13 protein-coding genes are annotated in these 14,601 nt (G+C 53.3%); 3 read left to right on the forward strand and 10 right to left on the reverse strand.

From position 1 onward, the window contains the following. The first annotated feature begins 197 nt into the window (after positions 1–197). From shiA to FDX09_RS22430, 3 genes are all read left to right on the forward strand, one after another. Complete coding sequence (shiA, locus tag FDX09_RS22420; RefSeq protein ID WP_038639777.1) at positions 198–1,514, forward strand: shikimate transporter; 1,317 nt, start codon at positions 198–200, stop codon at positions 1,512–1,514. A 119-nt stretch (positions 1,515–1,633) separates the two neighbouring features. Further along, entirely contained in the window at positions 1,634–3,088 is a 1,455-nt protein-coding gene (locus FDX09_RS22425) for an AMP nucleosidase (RefSeq protein WP_137347894.1), read from the forward strand. Between the two features lie 14 nt (positions 3,089–3,102). Beyond that, a complete protein-coding gene (locus FDX09_RS22430) occupies positions 3,103–4,881 on the forward strand; it encodes an aminopeptidase P family protein (protein WP_137347895.1) in 1,779 nt (592 codons plus the stop codon). Between the two features lie 55 nt (positions 4,882–4,936). On the opposite strand, the gene ptsG is transcribed toward FDX09_RS22430, so the two are convergent. From ptsG to fabD, 10 genes are all read right to left on the reverse strand, one after another. Further along, entirely contained in the window at positions 4,937–6,370 is a 1,434-nt protein-coding gene (gene ptsG, locus FDX09_RS22435) for a PTS glucose transporter subunit IIBC (protein WP_003036277.1), read from the reverse strand. 416 nt (positions 6,371–6,786) lie between these two features. Beyond that, the gene (locus FDX09_RS22440; protein ID WP_038639768.1) at positions 6,787–7,584 is read right to left on the reverse strand and encodes a metal-dependent hydrolase; all 798 of its coding nucleotides are present in this window, start codon (positions 7,582–7,584) and stop codon (positions 6,787–6,789) included. Positions 7,585–7,594: 10 nt separating this feature from the next. Next, the gene (holB, locus tag FDX09_RS22445; protein ID WP_110498357.1) at positions 7,595–8,599 is read right to left on the reverse strand and encodes a DNA polymerase III subunit delta'; all 1,005 of its coding nucleotides are present in this window, start codon (positions 8,597–8,599) and stop codon (positions 7,595–7,597) included. Continuing rightward, on the reverse strand, positions 8,596–9,237 hold the full coding sequence (tmk, locus tag FDX09_RS22450; protein ID WP_038639762.1) for a dTMP kinase: 642 nt from the start codon (positions 9,235–9,237) through the stop codon (positions 8,596–8,598). The genes holB and tmk overlap by 4 nt, the downstream gene beginning before the upstream one ends. Then, positions 9,227–10,249: a cell division protein YceG gene (gene yceG / locus FDX09_RS22455; protein WP_038639759.1), complete on the reverse strand. Its 1,023-nt coding sequence runs from the start codon at positions 10,247–10,249 to the stop codon at positions 9,227–9,229. The genes tmk and yceG overlap by 11 nt, the downstream gene beginning before the upstream one ends. 2 nt (positions 10,250–10,251) lie before the next feature. Next, positions 10,252–11,061, reverse strand: coding sequence for an aminodeoxychorismate lyase (pabC, locus tag FDX09_RS22460; RefSeq protein WP_069323326.1), 810 nt, complete (start codon positions 11,059–11,061; stop codon positions 10,252–10,254). Between the two features lie 136 nt (positions 11,062–11,197). Next, positions 11,198–12,439 (reverse strand): beta-ketoacyl-ACP synthase II, encoded by a 1,242-nt coding sequence (gene fabF, locus FDX09_RS22465; RefSeq protein ID WP_038639753.1) that lies wholly within the window; start codon positions 12,437–12,439, stop codon positions 11,198–11,200. An 85-nt stretch (positions 12,440–12,524) separates the two neighbouring features. Further along, on the reverse strand, positions 12,525–12,761 hold the full coding sequence (gene acpP, locus FDX09_RS22470) for an acyl carrier protein (protein ID WP_000103754.1): 237 nt from the start codon (positions 12,759–12,761) through the stop codon (positions 12,525–12,527). A 155-nt stretch (positions 12,762–12,916) separates the two neighbouring features. Then, on the reverse strand, positions 12,917–13,651 hold the full coding sequence (gene fabG, locus FDX09_RS22475; RefSeq protein ID WP_006685074.1) for a 3-oxoacyl-ACP reductase FabG: 735 nt from the start codon (positions 13,649–13,651) through the stop codon (positions 12,917–12,919). A 12-nt stretch (positions 13,652–13,663) separates the two neighbouring features. Next, positions 13,664–14,593, reverse strand: a complete 930-nt coding sequence (gene fabD, locus FDX09_RS22480) for an ACP S-malonyltransferase (RefSeq protein ID WP_087857783.1) — start codon at positions 14,591–14,593, stop codon at positions 13,664–13,666. Positions 14,594–14,601 lie beyond the last annotated feature (8 nt).

Here is a 14,601-nt window from a genome sequence, read left to right on the forward strand (position 1 = left end):
GCCTGCTTTCGAGCAGGCTTTTTGCTTTTCAATTTTCTCATTCGTCTAATTATTCATGTTGTCCTCTGCGAGGGATATAATCGTTTCCTCTTCATGCCTGTCGCGGTAATCTCATAACGTCCGGTAATCTATCGGCTGCAATGTGTGTAACCCAACTCAAATACTAATAATTAAAAGACAGTACAGACAGGATAACTATGGATTCCACCCTCACCTCCACGGGTCCCCAACAGGACGCCTCTTCGCTCAACCGTGCCCGACGTGCTGCGCTTGGTAGCTTCGCGGGCGCCGTGGTCGACTGGTATGATTTTCTGCTCTATGGCATCACCGCTGCGTTAGTCTTTAACCGCGAGTTCTTTCCGCAGGTCAGTCCGGCGATGGGAACACTTGCCGCCTTCGCTACCTTTGGCGTCGGATTTCTGTTCCGCCCGCTAGGCGGGGTCATCTTCGGCCACTTCGGCGATCGTCTTGGGCGTAAACGTATGCTGATGCTCACCGTCTGGATGATGGGGATCGCCACGGCGCTGATTGGCATTATTCCTTCCTTTGACACCATTGGCTGGTGGGCCCCTGTTCTACTGGTGACGCTGCGCGCCATTCAGGGCTTCGCCGTGGGTGGTGAATGGGGCGGAGCCGCGTTGCTCTCCGTCGAAAGTGCGCCGAAAAATAAAAAAGCCTTTTATAGCAGCGGTGTACAGGTCGGGTACGGCGTCGGTCTGCTGCTTTCTACCGGCCTGGTCTCGCTGATTAGCTCTCAAACTACCGATGAGCAGTTCCTCAGTTGGGGCTGGCGTATTCCGTTCTTGTTCAGCATCGTGCTGGTATTAGGCGCGTTGTGGATGCGTAACAGAATGGATGAATCGGCCGAGTTCGAACAGCAGCAACAGGCGCCACAGCCCGAGAAAAAGCGGCTTCCGGTCATCGAGGCCTTAATCCGCCATCCGGGAGCATTCTTAAAAATTATCGCCCTGCGCCTGTGTGAACTGCTGACGATGTATATCGTCACCGCATTTGCTCTTAACTACTCGACACAAAACCTCGGCCTGCCACGCGAGCTGTTTCTGAATATCGGATTGCTGGTCGGCGGGCTGAGCTGTCTGACCATCCCCTGCTTTGCGTGGCTTGCTGACCGCTTTGGTCGTCGTCGCGTCTACATTACCGGGGCACTGGTCGGGACGCTAAGCGCCTTCCCATTCTTTATGGCGCTGGAGGCCCAGTCTATTTTCTGGATCGTGTTCTTCGCGATTATGCTGGCCAACATCGCACACGATATGGTGGTCTGCGTGCAGCAGCCTATGTTTACCGGTTTATTTGGCGCAAGCTATCGCTATAGCGGCGCAGGCGTTGGTTATCAGGTGGCCAGCGTGGTTGGCGGCGGTTTTACCCCCTTTATTGCGGCGGCACTGGTAACATTTTCAGGCGGAGACTGGCACAGCGTAGCTATTTATCTGATGGCGGGTTGTCTTATCTCCGCCACTACCGCGCTGTTGATGCGGGATAAGCAGCACGGTTAAACCCCCGGTGCGAGGGCCGTCCAGTCTTCGCACCATCTTCCTTAACGTCTGACTTTTGTTTCACATTCCTGTGACATACTATCGGGAGAGCGGTATATCTGTGGAACAAGGAGACAGACATGAACAATAAGGGCGCCAGCCTGACCCCGGCTCAGGCACTGGATAAACTGGACGCGCTGTACGAACAGTCGGTTAAATCACTGCGTAGCGCCATTGGTAAGTATATTGAAACAGGGACCCTCCCTGACGTAATCGCCCGCCAGAACGGTCTTTTTGTCTACCCGTCACTTCGTGTCACCTGGGATGGCAGCGCCACTAATCCGCCAAAAACACGCGCCTATGGCCGTTTTACCCATGCGGGTTGCTATACCACCACCATTACCCGTCCGTCGCTCTTTCGTCCTTATCTTGAAGAACAGCTCACGCTGCTGTATCAGGATTATGATGCGCATATCTCCGTTGAGCCATCGCAGCATGAAATCCCCTATCCCTATGTGATTGACGGTTCAGAACTGACGTTGGATCGCTCGATGAGCGCCGGATTAACGCGCCATTTCCCCACCACTGAATTGTCGCAGATTGGTGACGAAACGGCGGACGGGATTTTTCATCCGGCGGAATTTTCTCCGCTGTCTCACTTCGATGCCCGACGCGTGGATTTTTCGCTGGCGCGACTGCGCCATTACACGGGCACGCCGGTTGAACATTTCCAGCCCTTTGTGCTGTTCACCAACTACACCCGCTATGTCGATGAGTTCGTACGCTGGGGCTGCAGCCAGATCCTCGCCCCGGACAGTCCGTATATCGCGCTGTCATGCGCGGGCGGGATCTGGATCACCGCCGAAACCGAAGCGCCAGAAGAAGCCATCTCCGATCTCGCCTGGAAGAAACACCAGATGCCCGCCTGGCATTTAATTACCGCTGATGGTCAGGGGATCACGCTGGTGAATATCGGCGTCGGCCCGTCTAACGCCAAAACTATTTGCGATCATCTCGCCGTATTGCGCCCTGATGTCTGGCTGATGATTGGGCACTGTGGCGGCCTGCGTGAAAGTCAGGCAATTGGCGATTATGTTCTGGCACACGCTTATTTGCGTGATGACCACGTGCTGGATGCCGTACTCCCGCCGGATATTCCGATTCCGAGCATCGCTGAAGTGCAACGCGCGCTGTATGACGCGACCAAAGAGGTCAGCGGCATACCCGGCGAAGAGGTCAAACAGCGCCTGCGTACCGGTACCGTTGTCACTACCGACGATCGTAACTGGGAATTACGTTACTCCGCCTCTGCGCTGCGCTTTAACCTCAGCCGTGCGGTAGCTATCGATATGGAAAGCGCCACTATCGCCGCCCAGGGCTACCGCTTCCGCGTCCCCTACGGCACATTGCTTTGCGTTTCCGACAAACCGCTGCACGGCGAGATTAAACTGCCTGGTCAGGCCAACCGTTTTTATGAAGGCGCCATTTCCGAGCATCTGCAAATAGGTATCCGGGCTATCGATCGTCTTCGCGCCGAAGGCGATCGACTGCACTCCCGTAAATTACGTACGTTCAACGAACCGCCGTTCCGTTAAGGCCTGAGGTAACTATGCACAACTCAACTCCTCTTTCCGCCCTGCGTAACCTGCTGATAGCGCAGGGGCTGGATGGTATGATTGTCCCGCGCGCCGACGCTCACCAAAGTGAAGATTGTACGCCGCATGATAATAAGTTGGCCTGGCTGACTGGTTTTAGCGGCTCAGCGGGACTCGCGCTGGTCCTGCGCGACCGCGCATTAATATTTGTCGATGGGCGCTATCAGGTCCAGGTGCGCAATGAAGTCTCGCTGGATGATTTTGAAATTCACCATTTACACAACGAACCGCTGGCCGACTATTTGCAGTCTCACGTTGCAGCGGGTACACGTATCGGCTTTGAGCCGCTGCTGATGGTTAACAGCCAGTTTGAAGCGCTGTCGGCTACCCACTGCGAGCTGGTACCTCTGGAGCAGGATCCCTTCGACCAGGTATGGTTAGATCGTCCGGCAGCGCCTTGCGGCATCATTCGCGAAATGCCCCTCGACATCAGCGGTGAGAGCAGCGCACAGAAACGTGCCCGCGTCGTGGAGCAGCTCACTCAACATCAGGCCGATGTGCTGGCGATTACGCTGCCGGACAACATTGCCTGGCTGCTTAATGTCCGTGGTTCGGATCTTGCTATGGTTCCGGTTCCGTTCTCATTTGCCCTGCTCCATCGCAGCGGCGAACTGGAATGGTTTGTCGATAGCAATAAAACACAGCAACTCCCCGCATCGCTGTTGGATACGCTTACGCTGGCCCCGCAAGAGAGCTTCCTGGCTCGCTGCCAGCAGTTGGCAAATGGGAAGCGCTTTCTGGTCGATAAAGACTACGCTCCGGTGGCATTGCGTTTTGCCATAGAAGAACATGGCGGCCACGTCCTGTGGGCCCCCGACCCTATTACGTTAATGAAAGCGCACAAAAATGACATTGAACTGGCAGGCTATCGGGAATGCCATGAACAGGATGGCGCAGCCTGGGTTAACTTCCTCGCATGGCTGGCGCATGAGGTCCCTTTACGCGAAGCGGCGGGCAATCCAATCACCGAACTGGAAGCGCAGGCTAAACAGCTGGAGTTTCGCCAGCAGCAGCCGGGATTTATCGAGCAGAGTTTCAGCACGATTTCAGCCTCTGCCAGCAATGCGGCGATGTGTCATTACCACTCCAGCGAAAAAACCAATACGCCAATTACCTCGCAGGCCATGTACCTGAATGATTCCGGTGGTCAGTATCATAATGGTACCACGGATACGACGCGCACCCTGGCATTTGGCCCACAGGATCCGCAGCGACGCTTGCACTACACCGCCGTGTTGAAAGGCTTCTTGTCACTTATTTCACTGCAGTTCCCCAGCGGTACTCAGGGCCATCAACTGGATGCCTTTAGTCGGCGGGCGTTGTGGGATTTGGGACTGGATTTTGATCATGGAACCGGGCACGGCGTAGGCCATCAGTTGCTTATCCATGAACAACCTCATCGCATTGCCAAAAAAGTTAACCCCTGGCCTCTGGTGGCGGGCAATATCATCACCATCGAACCGGGTTATTATCTGGCCGGGCAATATGGGATCCGCATTGAGAATCAGGTGGAGATTATCAACAGCCGTCCGGGCTTCTGCCGTTTCTCAACGCTGACGCTGGTGCCGATTGATTTGAACCTTGTGGAACTGCATCTGCTGAGCGATGCTGAGAAACAGTGGATTGATGATTACCACCAGCAGGTCAGAGAGACATTGTCCCCACGCGTAAACGCAGAAGCCCGTCCATGGCTGTTCGCCGCCACTGCGCCCATTCGCGTTCAGGCCAATTAAGACAATAAAAAAGGCAGCCCGCAGGCTGCCTTAGTTCTCCCCAACGTCTTACTGCTTAGCTGTTACGGATGTACTCATCCATTTCAGTTTTCAGGTTATCGGACTTGGTACCGAAGATCGCCTGAACACCGGAACCAGCAACCACGACGCCCGCCGCACCCAGTTTCTTCAGGCCAGCCTGATCCACTTTGGCAACGTCAGCCACGCTAACGCGCAGACGAGTAATGCACGCATCGAGGTTAGTGATGTTTTCTTTACCACCGAATGCAGCAACCAGAGCCGGAGCCATTTCGCCGGACGCACCCGCTTTGCTGTCTTCGGTCGCATCTTCACGACCTGGCGTTTTCAGGTCCAGCGCTTTGATCAGCACACGGAAGATGGTGTAGTAAACAATCGCATAACCGATACCGACAATCGGGAACAACCACAGTTTGCTGCTGTTACCGGACAGAACGATAAAGTCAATCAGACCGTGAGAGAACGATGTCCCGTCACGCATACCCAGCAGGATACAGATCGGGAATGCCAGACCAGCCAGAATCGCGTGGATGATGTACAGGATCGGCGCCACGAACATGAAGGAGAACTCGATCGGCTCGGTAATACCGGTCAGGAACGAGGTCAGCGCCGCGGAGATCATAATACCGCCCACTTTCGCGCGGTTTTCTGGTTTAGCAGAGTGCCAGATAGCGATAGCGGCAGCTGGCAGACCATACATTTTGAACAGGAAACCACCGGACAGTTTGCCCGCAGTCGGGTCGCCCGCCATATAGCGAGGGATATCGCCGTGGAACACCTGGCCTGCAGCGTTGGTGTACTCACCGATCTGCATCTGGAAAGGAACGTTCCAGATATGGTGCAGACCAAACGGCACCAGGCAGCGTTCAATGAAGCCATAGATACCGAACGCCACTACCGGGTTCTGGTATGCAGCCCACTGGGAGAACGTCTGAATAGCAGTACCGATCGGCGGCCAAATAAAGGACAGAACCACGCCTGTGAAGATGGCAGCCAGACCAGAAATAATAGGAACGAAGCGCTTACCCGCAAAGAAGCCGAGATACTCAGGCAATTTGATACGGTAGAAACGGTTGAACATATACGCTGCAATCGCACCGGAGATAATCCCCCCGAGAACACCCGTATCAGCAAGGTGTTTAGCGGCGATCTCTTCAGCAGGTAAATGCAGAACCAGCGGCGCAACAACAGCCATGGTTTTAACCATGATGCCGTAGGCAACAACGGATGCCAGTGCAGATACGCCGTCATTGTTGGTGAAGCCTAACGCAACACCGATGGCAAAGATCAGCGGCATGTTCGCAAAAACAGAACCGCCTGCTTCTGCCATTACGTGCGATACAACGGCTGGCAGCCAGCTGAAGTTAGCGGAACCGACACCCAGCAGGATACCTGCAATCGGGAGTACGGATACCGGCAGCATCAGCGATTTACCGACCTTTTGCAGGTTAGCAAATGCATTCTTAAACATAATTAGGAGTGCTCCTGAGTATTTGTGCTTATACACTTCATCCTTCAAACCGCCTCAGCGTTGGCTGCGCTCATTCACTCCAGTCACTTACTCGAGTAAGCTCCTGTCATTCACTCACTTGCCGCCTTGATGCCGCTTGAATGATTTTGTGTATTCTACGTTCTCACGCATTGGCAAGGGGGGAGAGCCTCGCCGTGGACAGAGCATCTAAGTGCTCTTTATTTATTACACAGAGTAAAATAATTCAGTCTGTATTTGTTTGACGGCTATCACAATTCAGTTGTGAATGGCCGCAAAATTCGCACATTCCGATAAAATGAGTTTCTGAATGTGTCTAACTGGTTATTCACCGCCCATTTTGTGGCGGTGAACTTTACTCGCTTTAGTTATTAATTACGAGCTTTAAAAAAAGTCAGTTAACGGACTGATTGCAGGCGAGAAGCATCGATGTGAAACAGGCGGGCAAAGTTATCAGTGGTTGCCTGCGCCAGTTCTTCCACGGCAACACCTTTCACTACGGCCATATACTCCGCAACGTCACGCGTCATGGCAGGTTGGTTCTCTTTTCCACGATGCGGCACCGGCGCAAGGTACGGAGAATCCGTCTCAACTAACAAACGATCCAGAGGAACATAACGGGCAGCATCACGAAGTTGGTCAGCATTACGGAACGTGACGATGCCGGAAAACGAGATATAAAAGCCGAGATCCAGCAATTTGCCCGCCGTTTCTCTGTCCTCTGTAAAACAGTGTAGTACGCCGCCGCAATCCGTCACCTTTTCTTCGCGCAGAATTGATAACGTATCGGCTCGGGCATCACGGGTATGCACGATAACCGGTTTCTGTAACTCGCGGCCAATCTGAATATGGTGGATGAAAGATTCCTGCTGGCGCACCTTCGTTTCCGGCGTGTAAAAATAATCCAGCCCGGTTTCGCCCATCGCTACCACACCGTCTTCGGCGGCAAAACGACGCAGGTCTTCAACATCATAAGTTTCATCCTGATTTAACGGATGCACACCGCAGGAGAAAACCACGTTGTCACGTTGGCCAACCAGTTCACGCATACTGCGGTATCCCGGCAGGGTGGTCGCGACGGCAAGACAAAATTTCACATCGCGTGCGGCCGCTTTCGCCAACACGTCATCCACGTCCTTATGCAGAGATTGATAATCCAGGCCATCAAGATGGCAGTGTGAGTCGACTAAAAACATAATGTCTCTCTCAAAGATGAGGAACAGGCAGTACGGTGCCTGGTTGCAGGTAATGCTCAATACGGAGAATAAGATCGGTTAATACCAGTTCACGGTTTATGCCCGTCACGTTCAGCAACTGCTGACGACAATGACAAACATCACCGAGTATCGCCTGTATCTGGGCGACGGATAACCGCTCGGCGATAGAAGAGATGAGATCCTGAGCATCAGGATTGGTTAAATGGGAAATCCCATAAGAACGCTTTAAGGCATCCGTCAACAGCGTGGCCAGCCAGTGTAAACGAGCGGCAGCCTGATCGTGGTTGAGCGCCGCTAACAGGATATACCAGTCGCCTGATTGCAGGGTGTTCGCCAGCGCGGCGAGGAAATCTGTGCGGTGCGTCCAGCTTTCAGCCTGTAGCAACGTTAATGCCGCGCCAGGCGACCCCGCACTCAGACGTAATGCGCTCAACAATGCTTCCGGTGACGCCGTCACTTCACGGGTAAGCCAGGAAATAGCGTATGACTCTGCCGGTGGTGCAAGGTGATGTAACCGACAGCGGCTACGCAGCGTGGCCAATAAACGCGCAGGTTCGCGACTGGCGAGGAAGAACCAGGTCTGCGCCGGAGGCTCTTCCAGCGTTTTCAGTAACGCATTAGCGGCGGCATCAGTTAACTGGGCGGCATCCGGGATCCACACCACTTTCGCCCCGCCCAGGCGTGAATGCTCGTACAGTTTCTCACTGACTTCACGTACCGCATCAACGCCCAGCGTGCTTTTGCCTTTTTCCGGCAGCAGCGAATAGTAGTCCGGATGGGTCCCCGCCTGCATCAGCTGACAGCCGCGGCAGTGTCCGCAGCTTTTATGTCCTTCCGGCTGCTGACACATTAAATAGCGACTGAGCGCGTAAATCAGCGCATCGTCGCCCATGCCGGGTAACGCCTGAATCAGTAACGCATGGTGACCACGACCCGTCTGGTAGCTCGCTACCAGTTTTTCAAAATCAGGTCGTAACCATGGGTACCATTTCATGCGCCCTGCTCCTTCACCCACTGAGTAATGGTGTTGCGAATATCAGCCATCACAGCCTCCAGCGGCTGCGTAGCGTCAATAGTACGAATGCTGGCATCTTTGGCAGCCAGTTCAAGATAGCGCGCTCGGGTACGATTAAAGAAATCGAAAGATTCCTGTTCAATACGGTCCAGTTCGCCACGCGCACGCGCACGCTTCAATCCGACTTCTGGAGTGACATCCAGATAGAGCGTCAGGTCCGGGCGAAAATCTCCGAGTACCGCATCACGCAGCGTTGCCAGCATGTTTTGATCGATACCGCGGCCACCGCCCTGATACGCCTGGGTCGACAGGTCGTGACGATCGCCAATGACCCATGCGCCTCTCGCCAGCGCAGGTTTAATAACGGTTTCGACCAACTGTACGCGCGCGGCGTAAAACATCAGGACTTCGGCTTTGTCGGTAATGACCTCGTCACCTACCGACTTAATGTCCAGCACCAGGCTTCTTAGTTTCTCAGCGAGCTGCGTTCCACCAGGCTCGCGGGTAAAAACCATGTCACGAATACCGAGTTGCTCAAGTGTCTCTACCACCACATTACGCGCAGTGGTTTTTCCGGCGCCTTCCAGGCCCTCGATGACGATATAGTTACTGCCCATTTTTTTCCTTAAGCACTTTCAGGTAATCCTGTACTGACCGGTTATGGCTGACAAGATTGGTGTTAAATGTGTGGCCGCCTTTACCATCTGCCACGAAATAGAGATACGGCGTTTTTGCCGGATGTGCGGCAGCCTGCAACGAGGCCTCTCCCGGCATGGCAATCGGGCCAGGCGGCAGCCCGGTGATGGTGTAGGTGTTATAGGCGGTTGGCGTTTCTAAATCCACACGCGACAATTTGCCATTATACCGTGTCCCCATGCCGTAAATCACCGTCGGATCGGTTTGTAAACGCATGCCAATACGTAAGCGGTTAATAAAGACCGAGGCCACCTGGTCGCGCTCGCTGGCAACCGCAGTTTCTTTTTCAATAATCGAGGCCATTGTCACTAGCTGATTTTTATCCTGATAAGGCAAGCCATCAGCGCGCCCTTCCCAGACGGTATCCACCGCTTTAACCATCTTTTGATGCGCACGTTTTAGCAGTGCTACGTCGGTCGTATTGGCGGTATACATCCAGGTATCGGGCCAGAACCAGCCTTCCACCCACTGCGGGTTTTCCAGCTTCAGCGCCTGAGCGACAGTCTCGTAGTTATCGTCGCTCAGCGTATGTTTGATATAGGGAGCATCGCGCAGTTGTTTGAGGTAATCACTCAGGCGCATCCCTTCCACCAGACGTAACGGGAACTGGGCCTCTTTACCGCTTTCCAGCAATAGCAGCATTTCTCGCACCGTCATGTCGGGCGTCAGGCGATAGGTACCCGCCTTAAAATGCGACAGGTCAGGCTCCACACGCAGCAGCCACTGGAAGACACGCGGACGATTGATAACCTTATCCGCATACAGCTGTTCACCGAGGGCCAGGCGGCCTGTACCCGCTTTCAGCGTAAAAATGGTCTCTTCTTTAATCAATAACTTACTGTCCGCCAGATGGCGAACTTTCCACATGCCCACGCCCGCGGCAATGCCCAGCACAACCAGCAATAACAGGACAACGAGTAACAGTTTTTTCATGACTAATTCGGGTGCTCACAAAGTGGGGCTAAAAAATCGAATAACAAACGTGAAGACAACATCGTGTCGCCACAGGTACGCACGGGAATAACCGGCATTAATGCGTTACAGACGACGATTTCATCGGCTTGCATAATCTCCTCCAACCCGGCATACACTTCGACAAGACTGAACGGTGATTGTGCCAGCATACGGATACAGAATTGTCGCATAATGCCGTTCACTCCGGCCTGATCCAACCGGGGAGTGTAAACCACATTACCTTTACGCCAGAACAAATTAGCCGCACAGCATTCCGTAACCCATCCCTCGCTGTCAAGAACCAGCGCTTCATCGGCATCCGTCTGCTCAAGATGAGAGCGAATCAATACCTGCTCCAGGCGATTCAGATGCTTAAGTCCGGCAAGCATAGGGTTACGCCCCAGACGCACTGGGCTTAACGCCAGCGTAATCCCTTCATGGCGCCAACGATCGTAATGTTCGGGCCAGGCTGAAACAGAGAGAATACGGGTGGCGTTGTGACAATTTGCGCCGCTGTATCCCCGACCGCCGCTACCGCGGCTAATAATGACTTTCAATACGCCACGCGCGTGTCCTTGAGCCAGCATTTTCATTTCATCTTGCAGTTCTGACCACTGTTCAAAAGCGATCAGCAACTTTTGGCAAGCGTCTTGTAAACGCGCAAGATGCGCTGCAAAGAGGCAAATTTCGCCGTCGATAATTCGCGCGGTAGTAAAACAACCATCGCCAAATTGGGTCGCTCGATCGCTTACGGCCAGCAGATTTTGCTCGCAGCCATTAATTAAGAACATGGAGGCTCCTTATATCTGGTCCGCTAGTTTCGCAGGATGAGTAACACAGGACAAGGGCGAAAAACCGAATAAAAAAAGGCCCGACAAGCGGACCTTTTCAGTTTTATTTCGATGCTAACGCATCACCTGACGAGACTTAAATCTTTTTAAAGATCAAAGAACCGTTGGTACCACCGAAGCCGAAGGAGTTACACAGAGTATATTCCAAACCACTCACCTGACGCGCTTCGTGAGGAACGAAGTCCAGGTCGCAACCTTCATCCGGGTTATCCAGGTTGATGGTTGGCGGAATAGCCTGGTCGCGCAGCGCCAGGATAGAGAAAATAGACTCTACCGCGCCCGCAGCGCCTAACAGGTGACCGGTCATGGATTTGGTTGAGCTTACCATCACACGGCTCGCCGCATCGCCAAAGACAGATTTCACTGCCTGGGTTTCAGCTTTATCGCCTGCAGGCGTAGACGTACCATGCGCGTTGACATAGCCGATCTGACCCGCTTCGATAGCCGCATCGCGCAATGCGTTGACCATTGCCAGCGCAGCGCCTGCACCGTTTTCCGGTGGTGACGTCATGTGGTAAGCATCGCTGCTCATGCCAAAACCAACGACTTCAGCATAGATTTTCGCGCCGCGCGCTTTCGCATGCTCGTACTCTTCCAGTACCACCATGCCTGCGCCGTCGCCCAACACGAAGCCATCACGCTCTTTATCCCACGGGCGGCTTGCCGCTTGCGGGTTATCATTACGCGTAGACAGCGCGCGTGCCGCGCCAAAACCACCCACGCCAAGCGGTGTACTGGCTTTTTCAGCACCACCCGCAACCATCGCGTCTGCATCACCGTATGCAATGATACGTGCGGCGTGACCGATGTTATGTACGCCTGAAGTACAGGCGGTCGCGATGGAGATGCTTGGCCCTTGCAGGCCGTACATGATGGTCAGGTGACCTGCCACCATGTTAACAATCGTCGACGGAACGAAGAACGGGCTGATCTTACGCGGTCCACCGTTTACCAAAGAGGTATGGTTTTCTTCGATCAGACCGAGACCGCCAATACCAGAGCCAATAGCGGCGCCAATACGGTGAGCGTTCTCTTCCGTAATTTCGAGGCCAGAATCCTGCATGGCCTGAACGCCAGCGACAATTCCATATTGAATGAAGGCATCCATCTTGCGCTGTTCTTTGCGCGAGATAATGTCTTCACAGTTAAAATCCTTTACTAAGCCAGCAAATTTCGTTGCATAGGCGCTAGTATCGAAATGGTCGATCAGGCTGATGCCACTCTGACCGGCAAGGAGAGCTTTCCAGGTAGACTCTACGGTATTGCCGACAGGAGACAACATGCCCAGTCCGGTCACAACTACACGACGCTTAGACACGGTTGTCCTCCAGGGAGGGAAAATAATTCAAGTGGGATAAAAAGATAAAACTCAGGCGGTCGAATGACCGCCTGGAGATGTTCACTTACGCCTGGTGGCCGTTGATGTAATCAATGGCAGCCTGAACGGTAGTGATTTTCTCAGCTTCTTCGTCCGGAATCTCAGTATCAAACTCTTCTTCCAGAGCCATTACCAGCTCAACGGTGTCAAGAGAATCTGCGCCCAGGTCTTCAACGAAGGAAGCATTGTTGGTAACTTCTTCCTGCTTAACGCCCAGCTGTTCGCCGATAATTTTCTTAACGCGTTCTTCGATAGTGCTCATACTCTTAAATTTCCTATCAAAACTCGCTTTCGCGATGGTTTTCGTAGTGTATAAAATGTTGAAAAATTTGCAACTAAATCCCGGCAGGTCTTACCACGATTTTACGTTATTTTGAGGCCATTCCCCCTAATAACGCAAATATTTTTCAATCGTGGTTAAACCATGTACATCCCGCCGTTGACGTGCAAAGTCTCACCTGTGATGTAACTTGCTTCGTCAGAAGCTAAAAATGCAACCGCACTGGCGATTTCCTGAGCGCCACCAAGGCGACCCGCAGGAACCTGCGCCAGTATACCCGCACGCTGATCATCAGACAGCGCACGCGTCATGTCCGTTTCAATAAAGCCCGGAGCAACAACGTTTACAGTAATACCACGGGACGCAACTTCGCGCGCCAGTGATTTACTGAAGCCGATCAGACCTGCTTTCGCCGCAGCGTAGTTAGCCTGACCCGCATTTCCCATGGTACCAACCACAGAACCGATAGTGATAATACGCCCATGACGCTTTTTCATCATAGCTCGCATTACCGCTTTTGACAGACGGAAAACAGATGACAGGTTGGTTTCGATGATATCGTTCCACTCGTCATCCTTCATGCGCATTAACAGGTTATCACGAGTAATCCCGGCATTATTGACCAGAATATCGACTTCACCAAATTCTGCGCGAATATTTTCCAGAACAGATTCGATAGATGCCGGATCGGTCACATTCAACATCAGACCTTTACCATTTGCACCTAAGTAATCGCTAATGGCCTGCGCACCACTTTCACTGGTTGCAGTCCCGATAACTTTCGCGCCACGGGCAACGAGTGTTTCAGCAATTGCGCGGCCAATTCCACGGCTTGCACCGGTTACCAGCGCGATTTTTCCTTCAAAATTCATGGGCTTCCTCTTTTATTGCTCTAGCGCCGCAGACAGCGCCGCCGGCTCATTCAGTGCCGAAGCGGTCAGGGTGTCAACAATACGTTTCGTCAAACCGGTGAGAACTTTACCTGGCCCCACTTCATACAGGTGCTCTACGCCCTGAGATGCCATAAATTCAACGGTTTTGGTCCACTGAACCGGGCTGTACAGTTGACGAACCAGCGCATCGCGAATCGCGTCTGCGGTAGTTTCACACTTCACGTCGACGTTGTTCACAACTGGAACAGTCGGCGCGTTGAAAGTGATTTTTTGCAATTCAACGGCCAGTTTCTCAGCGGCAGGCTTCATCAGCGCGCAGTGAGAAGGCACGCTGACCGGCAACGGCAGCGCACGCTTGGCGCCAGCGGCTTTACAAGCAGCACCTGCACGTTCTACGGCTTCTTTATGCCCGGCGATAACCACCTGACCCGGCGAGTTGAAGTTAACCGGAGAAACGACCTGCCCTTCAGCAGACTCTTCACACGCTTTAGCGATAGAGGCATCGTCCAGACCAATAATCGCAGACATGCCGCCAGTACCTTCCGGTACGGCTTCCTGCATGAATTTGCCGCGCAGTTCAACCAGACGGACGGCATCGGCAAAATCAATTACGCCCGCACATACCAGCGCAGAGTATTCGCCCAGGCTGTGACCTGCCATCAGCGCAGGTGTTTTACCCCCCTGCTGCTGCCATACGCGATACAGCGCGACAGATGCAGCCAATAGCGCTGGCTGCGTCTGCCAGGTTTTATTCAGTTCTTCTGCCGGACCTTGCTGAGTCAGCGCCCACAGATCATAGCCCAGCGCAGCTGATGCTTCAGCAAAAGTTTCTTCAACAATTGGGTAGCTTGCTGCCATTTCAGACAACATCCCAACGGTCTGGGAACCCTGCCCCGGAAACACAAATGCAAATTGCGTCATGTTAAAAT

This window comes from Citrobacter sp. wls717, from assembly GCF_005280955.1.
GTDB classification, from domain to species: Bacteria; Pseudomonadota; Gammaproteobacteria; order Enterobacterales; family Enterobacteriaceae; genus Citrobacter; species Citrobacter werkmanii.

Coding starts and splice junctions, on each gene's coding strand:
- acpP (WP_000103754.1), bottom strand. CDS start 12,761: ATGAGCACTATCGAAGAACGCGTTAAGAAAATTATCGGCGAACAGCTG.
- pabC (WP_069323326.1), bottom strand. CDS start 11,061: ATGTTCTTAATTAATGGCTGCGAGCAAAATCTGCTGGCCGTAAGCGAT.
- tmk (WP_038639762.1), bottom strand. CDS start 9,237: ATGGGCAGTAACTATATCGTCATCGAGGGCCTGGAAGGCGCCGGAAAA.
- FDX09_RS22425 (WP_137347894.1), top strand. CDS start 1,634: ATGAACAATAAGGGCGCCAGCCTGACCCCGGCTCAGGCACTGGATAAA.
- shiA (WP_038639777.1), top strand. CDS start 198: ATGGATTCCACCCTCACCTCCACGGGTCCCCAACAGGACGCCTCTTCG.
- ptsG (WP_003036277.1), bottom strand. CDS start 6,370: ATGTTTAAGAATGCATTTGCTAACCTGCAAAAGGTCGGTAAATCGCTG.
- holB (WP_110498357.1), bottom strand. CDS start 8,599: ATGAAATGGTACCCATGGTTACGACCTGATTTTGAAAAACTGGTAGCG.
- FDX09_RS22440 (WP_038639768.1), bottom strand. CDS start 7,584: ATGTTTTTAGTCGACTCACACTGCCATCTTGATGGCCTGGATTATCAA.
- yceG (WP_038639759.1), bottom strand. CDS start 10,249: ATGAAAAAACTGTTACTCGTTGTCCTGTTATTGCTGGTTGTGCTGGGC.
- fabD (WP_087857783.1), bottom strand. CDS start 14,593: ATGACGCAATTTGCATTTGTGTTTCCGGGGCAGGGTTCCCAGACCGTT.
- fabG (WP_006685074.1), bottom strand. CDS start 13,651: ATGAATTTTGAAGGAAAAATCGCGCTGGTAACCGGTGCAAGCCGTGGA.
- FDX09_RS22430 (WP_137347895.1), top strand. CDS start 3,103: ATGCACAACTCAACTCCTCTTTCCGCCCTGCGTAACCTGCTGATAGCG.